10 protein-coding genes are annotated in these 11,692 nt (G+C 72.8%); 2 read left to right on the forward strand and 8 right to left on the reverse strand.

Annotation, left to right across the window (positions count from 1 at the left end; genetic code table 11):
- Nucleotides 1-7 precede the first annotated feature (7 nt).
- A complete protein-coding gene (locus ACIQFU_RS06120) occupies nt 8-985 on the forward strand; it encodes a pyridoxal-phosphate dependent enzyme (protein WP_402549347.1) in 978 nt (325 codons plus the stop codon).
- 79 nt (nt 986-1,064) lie between these two features.
- A complete protein-coding gene (locus ACIQFU_RS06125) occupies nt 1,065-1,424 on the forward strand; it encodes a cupin domain-containing protein (protein ID WP_402549349.1) in 360 nt (119 codons plus the stop codon).
- Between the two features lie 85 nt (nt 1,425-1,509).
- On the opposite strand, the gene ACIQFU_RS06130 is transcribed toward ACIQFU_RS06125, so the two are convergent.
- The 8 genes from ACIQFU_RS06130 to rhaI all read right to left on the reverse strand — a co-directional run bounded on the left by ACIQFU_RS06130 (nt 1,510) and on the right by rhaI (nt 11,506).
- The gene (locus ACIQFU_RS06130) at nt 1,510-2,820 is read right to left on the reverse strand and encodes an FtsX-like permease family protein (protein ID WP_402549350.1); all 1,311 of its coding nucleotides are present in this window, start codon (nt 2,818-2,820) and stop codon (nt 1,510-1,512) included.
- Nucleotides 2,821-2,823: 3 nt separating this feature from the next.
- On the reverse strand, nt 2,824-3,615 hold the full coding sequence (locus ACIQFU_RS06135) for an ABC transporter ATP-binding protein (RefSeq protein ID WP_402549352.1): 792 nt from the start codon (nt 3,613-3,615) through the stop codon (nt 2,824-2,826).
- Between the two features lie 120 nt (nt 3,616-3,735).
- Nucleotides 3,736-4,383 carry a lactate utilization protein C gene (locus tag ACIQFU_RS06140; protein ID WP_402549353.1) on the reverse strand — a complete coding sequence of 216 codons (648 nt, stop codon included), beginning with the start codon at nt 4,381-4,383 and terminating at the stop codon, nt 3,736-3,738.
- A complete protein-coding gene (locus tag ACIQFU_RS06145; RefSeq protein WP_402549355.1) occupies nt 4,380-5,873 on the reverse strand; it encodes a lactate utilization protein B in 1,494 nt (497 codons plus the stop codon). The genes ACIQFU_RS06140 and ACIQFU_RS06145 overlap by 4 nt, the downstream gene beginning before the upstream one ends.
- Entirely contained in the window at nt 5,870-6,625 is a 756-nt protein-coding gene (locus tag ACIQFU_RS06150) for a (Fe-S)-binding protein (RefSeq protein WP_402549357.1), read from the reverse strand. The genes ACIQFU_RS06145 and ACIQFU_RS06150 overlap by 4 nt, the downstream gene beginning before the upstream one ends.
- Nucleotides 6,626-6,704: 79 nt before the next feature.
- The gene (locus ACIQFU_RS06155; RefSeq protein WP_402549358.1) at nt 6,705-8,159 is read right to left on the reverse strand and encodes a rhamnulokinase family protein; all 1,455 of its coding nucleotides are present in this window, start codon (nt 8,157-8,159) and stop codon (nt 6,705-6,707) included.
- Nucleotides 8,156-10,195 (reverse strand): bifunctional aldolase/short-chain dehydrogenase, encoded by a 2,040-nt coding sequence (locus tag ACIQFU_RS06160; protein ID WP_402549359.1) that lies wholly within the window; start codon nt 10,193-10,195, stop codon nt 8,156-8,158. The genes ACIQFU_RS06155 and ACIQFU_RS06160 overlap by 4 nt, the downstream gene beginning before the upstream one ends.
- Before the next feature lie 144 nt (nt 10,196-10,339).
- A complete protein-coding gene (gene rhaI / locus ACIQFU_RS06165; protein ID WP_402549360.1) occupies nt 10,340-11,506 on the reverse strand; it encodes an L-rhamnose isomerase in 1,167 nt (388 codons plus the stop codon).
- Nucleotides 11,507-11,692: the final 186 nt, after the last annotated feature.

Raw genomic sequence — 11,692 nt, forward strand, 5'->3', positions numbered from 1 at the left:
GACACCCGTGACGACCACCACCCCGCCGGTCACCCTCGACGACGTCCGCTCGGCCGCCGCCCGCATCGAGGGCGTCGCGCACCGCACCCCGGTCCTGCGCTCGCGCACCCTCGACGCCCTCGTCGGCGCCGAGGTCCACCTCAAGTGCGAGAACCAGCAGCGGGTCGGCGCCTTCAAGTTCCGCGGCGCCTACAACGCGGCCTCCCGCCTCACGCCGGAGCAGCTGGCCCGGGGCATCGCCGCCTACTCCTCGGGCAACCACGCCCAGGCGGTCGCCCTTGCGGCACGCGAGCTGGGCACCACCGCCGTGATCGTCATGCCCGAGGACGCGCCGCCCTCCAAGCGGGACGCCACCGAGGGCTACGGCGCCGAGATCGTCACCTACGACCGCTACACCGGCGACCGCGCGGCCCTCGCCGAGGCCGTGGCCGCCGACCGGGGCCTGACCCTGATCCCGCCCTACGAGCACCCGCACGTCATCGCCGGCCAGGGCACCGCCGCCCTCGAACTGATCGAGGAGACGGGGGAGCTGGACGCGCTCGTCGCACCGGTCGGCGGCGGCGGACTGATCGCGGGGAGCGCCACCGCGGTCAAGGGCCTGCACCCCGGCACCCGGGTGATCGGCGTCGAACCGGAGGCCGGGGACGACACCAGGCGCTCGCTGGCAGCGGGCCGGCGCGTCACCGTGCCCGTCCCGCGCACCATCGCCGACGGACAGGCCCTGCCCACCCCCGGCGAGCTGACGTTCTCGCTCAACCGGCGTCTCCTCGACGGCATCGTGCTGGTGTCCGACGACGAGATCCGGGGCGCGATGCGGTTCGCCTTCGAACGGCTGAAGACCGTCCTCGAACCCAGCGGCGCCACCGGGCTGGCCGCCCTCCTGAGCGGCCGGATCGACGCCCTGCCCCGCCGCGTGGGAGTGATCCTCTCCGGCGGCAACGTGGACGTCGCCCGCTTCGCCGAACTCTGCGCCGGGCCCCGCTGACGCCGCACGTCCCCCGGATGGCGCCGCCGAGTTGACAGGCGGACGATGGAGTGGTGGGGCCAGGGAAAGGAGGAGCGTCATGCTGGAGGCAAAGACGCTCGACAAGCCGGACGAGCGGCGCGACTTCCCGCGCGGGCACATCGAGGCCGTGCACATGGAAGGGCTCGACTTCGCCGTCGCCACCTTCGAGCCGGGCTGGCGCTGGTCGGAGTCGGTGGCGCCGATCGCGGGCACCGACAGCTGCATGGTCCACCACAACTGCTACGTGGTCGAGGGACGCATGCACGTCCGCATGGACGACGGCACCGAGAGCGAGGTGGGCCCCGGCGACGTCTTCGTCTGCTCGCCGGGCCACGACGCGTGGGTCGTCGGCGACGGACAGTGCGTCGTGTACGACTTCGCCGGCAGCATGGCGAAGGAGTACGCCAAGGCCGACTAGCCGGGTCTCCGGATCTCCGGACCGCGGCAGGAAGGAAGAGGGGGCGAGCACCCGCGCGGTGGTCGCCCCCTCTTCCCGCGGCTGTTCACGCCGCCGCCGTCACCGCCCCCACCGCCGGCGTACGCAGCACCCGCCGCGCCGTGCCCAGGCTCGTCCCCAGCGTCGCGGCCGCCGACACCGCCACCATCACCAGCCACACTCCGAGGAACTGGTCCGGCAGCACCGCGTCGGTGCGGACCACCGTGAACGGCACCACACCGGCCAGCGCGGCCACCGTGCCGAAGAACACCCCCGTCACCGTGACGACCACGCCCTCGGCGGCCACCACGCCCAGCACCTGTCCCGGCGTCGCCCCCGCCAGCCGCTGTTGACCGAATTCACGCGAGCGGTACGTCGTCGCCGCGTACAGCGAGTTGACCAGCATCACGCACACGAACACCGCGATGATGCCGACCACCGTGAGGTTGAGCGTCTCCAGGTTCTTGGCGTCGACCGACTTCACCAGACCCGAGGCCTGCACCGCGTCGCTCTCCACGGCCTGCATCGTGACCGTCGCCGCCGACACGGCGGTGAACATGATCAGCGACACCAGGATCCCGGCCAGCTGATCCGCCCGCTCGCGCAGGTTCCGCACCGCCAGCCATCCGCTCGCGCCGCTCAGCGGCAGCCGGTCCAGGACGCCCTTCAGCAACCGCGGCGACAGCAGCGCGAAACCGACCGAGAGCAGGATCGTCCCGTAGGCCGGCGCCGCCATCAGGGCCTCGTCCGTCGCGGAGAACAGGAAGGTGGAGCACGCTCCGAGGGCCCCGGTGGACAGCGCCGCGTACGCCAGGAACCGCTTCGCCCCGGCCCGCTCCCTGCCACCCCGCGTCAGACGCCGCACCGCCAGGAACGCGGCGCCCCCGGACGCCAGCAGGGTGATGCCCACGCCGCTCAGCAGTGCGACGGGCCCGAAGGCGTAGTCCACGGACCGCGCCACCTGGCCGCTGTCCCGGAACAGGTCGAGCAGCGCCCGTCCGCCGAGCATCGCCGGGCCGATCGCCAGCACCGCCCCCACCAGGGCCACCGCCACCGCCTCACCCACCACCATCCGCTTGATCTGCGCCGGGGTCGCCCCCGAGCAGCGCAGCAGCTCCAGCTCGGCGGTGCGCTGACGCACGTTGACCGTCAGCGTCGAGGCCACCGCGAAGAACACCAGCAGGGTCCCGTACCCGCCGACGACCCCCGCCGCCGTGCCCAGCGTCTCCGAGCTGACCGGGTCGACGCCGGCCTGCCCGGCCGTGTCGTGCATCGAGTTGAACGTCATGATGACCGCCGCCCCGAGGAAGGCGGACAGCAGCGTCGCGAGGAACCGTCCGGGACGGCGCCGGACCGACCGCAGAGCCAGTACGAACATCGCTCACACCCCCGCCGGCACGTCGTCGCCCAGGTGCGCGAGGCGCTCCGCGACCGCGTCCGGGCTCGGCGCGTCCATCCGCCCCGCCAGCCGGCCGTCGGCGAGGAAGACCACCGAGTCGGCGTACGAGGCGGCGACCGGGTCGTGCGTCACCATCACCACGGTCCGCCCGTGCACCCGCACCGCCTCCTGGAGCAGCAGCATCACGTGCCGGGCACTGCGCGTGTCCAGCGCGCCCGTCGGCTCGTCCGCGAAGACCACCCGCGGTTCGGTGACCAGCGCCCGGGCGATCGCCACCCGCTGCCGCTGTCCGCCGGAGAGCTGGTCGGGGCGGTGCCCGAGCCGGTCCCCGAGACCGACCGACGTCAGGATCTCCCGCGCCCGCCTCCGGTCGACGCGCCGCCCGGCCAGCTTCAGCGGCAGCACCGTGTTCTGCGCGACGGTCAGCGTCTCCAGCAGGTTGTACTGCTGGAACACGAACCCGACCCGGCCGCGCCGGAACTTCGTCAGCTCCGCCTCGCCGCCGCCCGTCAGCTCCTTGCCGTCCACGCACACGATGCCGCTGTCCGGCCGGTCGAGCCCCGCCGCGCACTGCAACAGCGTGGACTTGCCCGAACCCGACGGCCCCATCACCGCGGTGAACGTGCCGCGCCCCAGGCTCAGCGACACCCCGTCCAGAGCGGTCACGGCGTTGCCCGCCGAGCCGTACGTCCGGGTCACCTTGACCAGCCGGAGGGCCTCGGGGGCGGGGCCCGGGTCGTGGTCGCCTCGTGCACCGGAGCGAAACATGGTCATCACCTTCCGTGCGGCCCGCCCTGTGCGGTGCCTCGTGGAAGACGCTACGGAGACCGGGGCCGGGCCACACTGGGCGCAGAGCCCGTATCCGGGGGTGTACCCAGCGACACCCCGGCAGGGCTACGAGCCGCTCACCAGCACCACCTCCAGGGTGCGCGGACCGTGCACCCCCTCGACCCGGTCCAGCTCGATGTCGCTGGTCGCCGACGGGCCGGAGATCCACGTCAACGGACGGGTCGGATCGAGGCGTTCGAGGGCCTGCGGCACCGAGGCGACCACCTGGTCGGGTACCCGTACGACACAGACGTGGTGGTCCGGGACCAGGGTGATGCGGCGCCGGCCCTGGTCGGGGGAGCCGTCCAGGACGAGGGTGCCGGTCTCGGCGACGGCCACCGCGCAGCCGGTGACCACGCTGCCGACCTCGTCGAGCTCCTGCGGGGTGAGTGCCGCCCGGTCGTGGACGCGGGTCGCGTCGACCGCCTTCAGCCAGCCCGGCGGCAGCTCCGGGGGCACCGCCACGCGCTGCGAGCCGCGCGCCGCCAGGAGCCGCATCAGCAGCTCGGGCAACTGCCCGTCCGTGCACCGGTGCACGACCGCCCGGTAGTCCGCCAGGTTCTCGGCGAGGAGGTCCACCGTCTCCGGGACGGACCGCTGCCCGTGCGCACGCAGATAGTCCCGGGCGACGGCCTCCTCGTAGGGCCTCGCGTCGCCCGGCACGTCCGCCAGTGCCCGCCGCACCCGGCCCAGGATGCGTTCCCTGCTGCTCACTTCGCTCCGCCCTTTGCGCCGTGCGTGCGCTGCCACCAGTCCCGGAACGGCTCCGCGGGCACCGCCGGGAGGTCCCGGCTGCCGCTCCACGCCCGGCCGGGACCCGGCAGGGTGCGCGGATGCAGACGCCGGGTGCGCGAGGCCAGCCGCTGCCCGGTCCGCAGCGCGCCGGGGTGTGCGAACGCCCACTGAGCCGCCCGCATCGCCGCCCGCTCGGCCGCGTGTCCCCTGGCGGGCTTCAGGACGACCCGGTTGCCGTTCCTGACCGCGGGGCCGCCCTGGACCACCCGCTCCCGCAGGTGCACCAGCACCTCGGGGATGTCGATGGCGACCGGGCACACCTCGTAGCAGGCCCCGCACAGCGAGGACGCGTACGGCAGGGACGCGTCGATCGCGCTGCCGGTGCCCCGCAGCTGGGGGCTGAGGATGGCGCCGATCGGGCCCGGGTACACCGAGCCGTAGGCGTGGCCGCCGGCCCGCTCGTACACCGGGCACACGTTCAGGCAGGCAGAGCAGCGGATGCAGCGCAGGGCCTGGCGGCCGACCTCGTCGGCGAGGGTGTCGGTGCGGCCGTTGTCCAGCAGCACCAGGTGGAAGGCGCGCGGGCCGTCTCCTGCCCCGGCCCGGCCGTCCCTGGTGCCCGTCCACATGGACGTGTACGGGTTCATGCGCTCGGCCGTGGAGGAGCGGGGGAGGGTCTGCAGGAAGACCTCCAGGTCCTGCCACCTCGGCACGATCTTCTCGATGCCGACGACCGAGATCAGCGTCTCGGGCAGGGTCAGGCACATCCGCCCGTTGCCCTCGGACTCCACGACCACCAGGGTGCCGGTCTCGGCCACCACGAAGTTGGCGCCGGAGATGCCGACCTTGGCCCGCAGGAACTTCTCCCGCAGGTGCAGCCGGGCCGCCTCCGCGAGTTCGGCGGGCGTGTCCGTCAGACCCTCGGGCGCCGGACGGCCCCACTCGCTCATCTCGGAGCGGAAGATGTCCCGGATCTCGCCCCGGTTGCGGTGGATGGCGGGCACCAGGATGTGCGAGGGCCGGTCCTTGCCCAACTGCACGATCAGCTCGGCGAGATCGGTCTCGTAGGCGTGGATGCCGCGGGCCTCCAGCGCCTCGTTGAGGGCGATCTCCTGCGTCGCCATCGACTTGACCTTGACGACCTCCGACTCGCCGGTCTCCTCGACGAGCCGGGCGACGATCTCGTTGGCCTCGTCCGCGTCGGCGGCCCAGTGCACCGTCCCGCCGGCGGCGGTGACCGCCTCCTCCACCTGCACCAGGTACCGGTCGAGGTGGCGCAGCGTGTGGTCCTTGATCTGCTTCCCGGCCCCGCGCAGCGCCGCCCAGTCGTCCAGTTCCGCGACCGCGCGGGCCCGCTTGTCCCGGATGGTGTGGGTGGCGTGGCGCAGGTTGCCGCGCAGCGTCCTGTCGCCCACGGCCTCCCGCGCCGCCTCGGGAAAGGCCGGCATCCCCACGAACGTGCCGCTCATACGGCCACCGCCTCCTCCGTGCTCGCCAGGATCTCCGCGATGTGCACCGGCCGCATGCCCGTGCGCAGCCGCGCCATGGTCCCGCCGATGTGCATCAGGCAGGAGTTGTCGGCCGCGCACAGCACGTCCGCGCCGGTGGACTCGGCGTTGCGCACCTTGTCCGTGCCCATCGCCGCCGACACGTCGGAGTTCTTCACGGCGAAGGTCCCGCCGAAGCCGCAGCACTCCTCGGCGCCCGGCAGCTCCACCAACTCCAGCCCCTTCACCGCCTCCAGCAGCCGCCGCGGCCGGTCGCCCAGGCCCAGGCTGCGCAGTCCGTGACAGGTCGGGTGGTACGTCACCGTGTGCGGGTAGTACGCCCCCACGTCGGTCACCCCGAGCACGTCCACGAGGAACTCAGTCAGCTCGTACGTCTTCGGCACCACCGGCGCCAGCGTGGCCGCGAGCAGGTCCCCGCGCCCCTCCGCCCGCGCCCGCTCGCCCATCCGCGGATACAGTTCCCGCACCATGGCCCCGCAGGAGCCCGACGGCGTCACGATCGCGTCGTAGTCCGCGAACACCCCGGCGAAGTGCCGGGCCAGCGGCTCGGCCTCGTGCCGGTAGCCGGTGTTGTAGTGCGCCTGACCGCAACAGGTCTGGGCCATGGGGAAGTCGACGTCGACGCCCAGCCGGGTCAGCAGCTTCACGACGGCCCGGCCGGTGTCCGGATAGAGCGTGTCGTTGACGCAGGTCAGGAACAGGGCGACACGCATCGCGGCTCCTCGTGTTCGATCGTCGGGCGCATGCCCAGTGCAGGGTAGTCGTGGGGGCGGGAGGCGGGGGAGACCCGGTTCACCGGTCGGCGAGTCGGGCCTCGGCCGCCCGCCAGCGCGCCGGGTCGCCGCGCGGCTCGTAGCGGGTCGACGCCTGGGTGCGCGCCAGCAGTCGGCGCATTCCGGCGAGATCGCCGACCAGGCCGTTCGCGCGCGCCTGTACGAGGACGTTGCCGAGCGCGGCGGCCTCCGCCGGCCCCGCCACCACCGGCAGCCCGCAGGCGTCGGCGGTCAGCTGGCACAGCAGCGCGTTGCGGGTGCCGCCGCCGACCACGTGCACCACGTCGACGGGGTGCCCGGCAAGCCGCTGGGCGTCCGCCACGGCCCTGCGATGGGCCAGCGCCAGCGAGTCGAGGATGCAGCGGGTCACCTCGGCGGGCGTTTCGGGCACCGGCTGCCCGGACGCACGGCACGCCCCGGCGATCCGCTCCGGCATCCGCCCGGGCGCCAGGAAGACCGCGTCACCCGCGTCGACCACGGAACGCAGCGCCGGCACCCGGGCCGCGTCGAGCAGCAGACGGCCCAGATCGGGGTCGCCCCAGTCCCGTACGCACTCCTGGAGCAGCCACAGACCCATGATGTTGCGCAGGTAGCGGACCGTGCCGTCCAGCCCGAGTTCGTTGGTGAAGTTGGCGGCGCGGCTCTCCTCCGACAGCACCGGCGCGGTCAGTTCGAGCCCGGCCAGCGACCAGGTGCCGGTGCAGATGTAGGCGAACCGTTCGTCCGCCGCCGGTACCGCGGCCACCGCGGAGGCGGTGTCGTGCGAACCGACCGCCGTCACCGGCACGGGCCCCGCGAGGCCCGTCTCCTCCAGCACCTCGGGCCGCAGCAGCCCCGCCGCGTCCCCGGGCCGGCGCAGCGGCGCGAACAGACCGAGGTCGATCCCCAGCCGATCCGCGACCTCCCGCGACCAGTCCCGGGTGCGCGGGTCGATCAGCTGGGTGGTGGAGGCGTTGGTCAGCTCCGTGCCCTGCTCGCCGGTCAGCCAGTACGTCAGCAGGTCGGGGACCAGCAACAGCCGCCGGGCCGCCGTCAACTGGGCCGTGCCCCGGGCGGCGACGAGCTGGTACAGGGTGTTGAAGGGCGCGTACTGCAACCCGGTCGCCGCGTACAGCTCCCCGGCGGGCAGGGCGGCCCACACCTTCTCCGCGACACCCTCTGTGCGGGCGTCCCGGTAGTGCACCGGGTTGCCGAGCAGCGCCCCGTCCGCGTCCAGCAGGCCGTAGTCCACCGCCCAGCTGTCCACGCCGACCGAGTCCACCCGCCCCGCCGCCCGCAGGCCGTCCAGCACCCCCGCGTACAGAGCGAGGAGGTCCCAGCGCAGGCCGTCGGGCGTGCGCACCGGCCGGTTGGGGAAGCGGTGTGCCTCGGTCAGCTCCAGCCGGTCGGCGTCCACGCGGCCGACCATGACGCGCCCGCTGGACGCGCCGAGGTCGACCGCGGCGTACGCCTTGGCGTCGGTGGTGGTGCTCATCGCAGGAACGCGGCTGCGACGCCGGCGTCGACCGGCACGTGCAGACCGGTGGTGTGGGTCAGGTCCCCGCCGGTCAGCGCGAACACGGCGTTCGCCACGTGCTCGGGCAGCACCTCGCGCTTCAGCAGCGTCCGCTGCGCGTAGAACTCGCCCAGCTTCTCCTCCGGCACCCCGTACACGGCGGCGCGCTCGGCGCCCCAGCCGCCCGCGAAGATCCCCGAACCGCGCACCACGCCGTCGGGGTTGACGCCGTTGACCCGGATTCCGTGCTCGCCCAGCTCGGCGGCGAGCAGACGTACCTGGTGGGCCTGGTCGGCCTTGGTGGCGGAGTAGGCGATGTTGTTGGGGCCGGCGAACACGGAGTTCTTCGACGCGATGTACACGATGTCGCCGCCCAGCTCCTGCGCGGTCATCACCCGGGCCGCCTCGCGCGAGACGAGGAAGGAGCCGCGGGCCATGATGTCGTGCTGGAGGTCCCAGTCCTTGGCCGTGGTCTCCAGCAGCGGCTTGGAGACGGAGATCCCCGCGTTGTTGACCACCAGGTCGACCCCGCCGAACGCCAGCACGGCCGCCCTGAACGCCTCGGTGATCTGCTCCTCGGAGGTCACGTCGACGCTCACGGCGACGGCCACGTCGTCCCCGCCCAGCTCCTCCGCGACCGCCGCCGCGTTCTCGGCGTTCAGATCGGCCACGACCACACAGGCGCCCTCGTCCACCAGCCGCCGGGCGATGGCCTTGCCGATCCCGCTGCCGGCGCCGGTCACCAGCGCGACGCGCGTGGCCAGCGGCTTGGGCCGCGGCATCCGCCGGAGCTTGGCCTCCTCCAGCGCCCAGTACTCGATGCGGAACTTCTCCGACTCCTCGATCGGCGCGTACGACGACACCGCCTCGGCGCCGCGCATCACGTTGATCGCGTTGACGTAGAACTCGCCGGCCACCCGGGCGGTCTGCTTGTCCTTGCCGAAGCTGAACATGCCCACGCCGGGCACCAGCACGATCGCCGGGTCCGCGCCGCGCATGGCGGGGGAGTCCGGCTCCGCGTGCCGCCCGTAGTAGGCGGAATAATCCTCGCGGTAGGCCGCGTGCAGTTCCTTCAGCCGGGCCACCGCCTCGTCCAGCGGCGCGGTCGGCGCCACGTCCAGGACCAGCGGCCGCACCTTCGTCCGCAGGAAGTGGTCGGGGCAGGAGGTGCCGAGCGCGGCGAGCCGCGGGTGCTCGGCCCGCGCGAGGAAGTCGAGCACCACGTCCGTGTCGGTGAAGTGCCCGACCTGCGGCCGGTCCCGCGAGGCCAGCCCACGGACGTACGGCGCCAGCGCCGCCGCCCGCTCCCGCCGTTCGGCCTCGGGCAGCGCGGCGTACTCGTCGATCACCGCGCCGAACGGCTCGGCCTTCCCGCGCCCGGCGAGGAAGGCCTCGGCGGTGCGGATGATGTGCAGCGAGTTGCGCTCGCACTCCTCGGAGGTCTCCCCCCAGGCGGTGATGCCGTGCCCGCCGAGCACGCAGCCGACCGCCTGCGGGTTGGCCTCCTTGACGGCCGCGATGTCCAGCCCGAGCTGGAACCCGGGCCGCCGCCACGGCACCCACACCACGGTGTCGCCGAAGCACTCGGCGGTCAGCTTCTCGCCGTCCGCCGCACAGGCCAGCGCGATCCCGGAGTCCGGGTGCAGATGATCGACGTGGGCGGCCTCGACGAGCCCGTGCATCGCCGTGTCGATCGAGGGCGCGGCACCGCCCTTGCCGTGCAGGCAGTAGTCGAAGGCGGCGACCATCTCGTCCTCGCGCTCGACGCCCGGGTAGACGTCCTTGAGCGCTCGCATCCGGTCCAGCCGCAGCACGGCCAGCCCGGCCCCGGTGAGCGTCCCGAGGTCCCCGCCGGACCCCTTGACCCACATCAGCTCCACGTCACCCCCGGTGACGGGATCGGTCCCGGTGCCCTTGGCGGACGCGTTGCCGCCGGCGTAGTTGGTGTTGCGCGGATCGGCACCGAGCCGATGGGAACGGGCGAGGAGGGCGGCGGCTGAGGGATGGGTACCCATTGTCTGGCAGTCCTTTTCAACGAGGGCGAAGAGCAGCGCCCCTGCGGGGGGCGCGGGGCTGTATCTATGTGCGGCTCCGCCGCGCGGGCGCGACCAGCCACATACGGGCCCGCAGCCCGCAAACAACACAAACCCGGCAGACGCCTACGCGCCCCACCCGGCCTGCTCGCCACCAACCCGCTCGGCAACGACCTTCTCGCCCCAACCGGACGCCCGGTACGCCTTGAGAGGTTCGGGCTCCAGGCCCATTTCCTCCCGCACCTCCCGAAGCAGCGGCCGCACGTCCGTGTTGTACGCGTCCATCAGAACGGCGTTGGCCTCCAGTACGTCCCCCGAGCCCTGCGCGGCGGCCAGCGCCGTACCGTCGACGAGCAGCGCCTTCGCCGTCGCCTCCTGCACATTCATCACCGACCGGACGATGGCCGGAATCTTCGCTTCGATGTTGTGGCACTGGTCGAGCATGAACGCCACGTTCGTCTCCGGCGCGAACCCGCCCCCGCGCACCACCTCGTACATGATCCGGAACAGCTGGAACGGGTCGGCCGCGCCCACCATCAGGTCGTCGTCCGCGTAGAACCGGGAGTTGAAGTCGAAGCCGCCGAGCTTCCCCTCCCGCAGCAGCGTCGCCACGATGAACTCGATGTTGGTGCCCGGCGCGTGGTGCCCCGTGTCGACCACGACCTGCGCCTTGTCGCCCAGCTTCAGGCAGTGCGCGTAGGCCGTGCCCCAGTCCGGCACGTCCGTCGTGTAGAACGCCGGCTCGAAGAGCTTGTACTCGAGGAGCATCCGCTGCCCCTCGCCGAGCCGCTCGTACACCTCGGCCAGGCCCTCGGCCAGCCGGTCCTGCCGGGAGCGGATGTCGTCCTGCCCGGGGTAGTTCGTGCCGTCGGCGAACCACAGCTTCAGGTCGCGCGATCCGGTGGCGTCCATGATGTCGACGCACTCCAGCAGGTGGTCGACGGCCTTCCTGCGCACCACCGCGTCGGGGTGGCAGATGCTGCCGAGCTTGTAGTCGTCGTCCTGGAAGGTGTTGGAGTTGATCGCGCCGATCCGGACGCCCCGCTTCTCGGCGTGCGCGGCCAGCGCGGCGTAGTCCTCGACCCGGTCCCAGGGGATGTGCAGGGCGACGGTCGGGGCCACGCCGGTGAACTCGTGCACCTTCGCCGCGTCGTCCAGCTTCTCGAACGGGTCACGGGGGACACCGGCCTGGGCGAACACCTTGAAACGGGTGCCCGAGTTGCCGTACGCCCACGACGGCGTCTCGACGGCCTGGGTCCTGAGCGCGGCCTTCACCGCGGCGAGCTCGGTCACTTCGGCGCTCCTGTGGCATCGGGTCGTGGCCTGCTGCGGACACGACCGTGTATGAAACGATTCAGAATGCGAAGTTATGAGCCCCTCGAAGGGGTGTCAACCCTTCCGGCCGCTCCGGCTGTCCGTGACTCTGTCGTGACCTTCGGAGATCGAAAGTTTTTCAACCCGGAACCATTGACGTGACAT

This window comes from Streptomyces sp. NPDC093065 (genome assembly GCF_044754585.1).
In the GTDB taxonomy this organism is placed as follows: Bacteria; Actinomycetota; Actinomycetes; order Streptomycetales; family Streptomycetaceae; genus Streptomyces.

What these genes read in the sequence shown, in the direction of transcription:
- ACIQFU_RS06155 (WP_402549358.1), bottom strand. Translation starts at nt 8,159, where the DNA reads ATGAGCACCACCACCGACGCCAAGGCGTACGCCGCGGTCGACCTCGGC.
- ACIQFU_RS06135 (WP_402549352.1), bottom strand. Translation starts at nt 3,615, where the DNA reads ATGACCATGTTTCGCTCCGGTGCACGAGGCGACCACGACCCGGGCCCC.
- ACIQFU_RS06150 (WP_402549357.1), bottom strand. Translation starts at nt 6,625, where the DNA reads ATGCGTGTCGCCCTGTTCCTGACCTGCGTCAACGACACGCTCTATCCG.
- ACIQFU_RS06160 (WP_402549359.1), bottom strand. Translation starts at nt 10,195, where the DNA reads ATGGGTACCCATCCCTCAGCCGCCGCCCTCCTCGCCCGTTCCCATCGG.
- ACIQFU_RS06145 (WP_402549355.1), bottom strand. Translation starts at nt 5,873, where the DNA reads ATGAGCGGCACGTTCGTGGGGATGCCGGCCTTTCCCGAGGCGGCGCGG.
- ACIQFU_RS06125 (WP_402549349.1), top strand. Translation starts at nt 1,065, where the DNA reads ATGCTGGAGGCAAAGACGCTCGACAAGCCGGACGAGCGGCGCGACTTC.
- ACIQFU_RS06130 (WP_402549350.1), bottom strand. Translation starts at nt 2,820, where the DNA reads ATGTTCGTACTGGCTCTGCGGTCGGTCCGGCGCCGTCCCGGACGGTTC.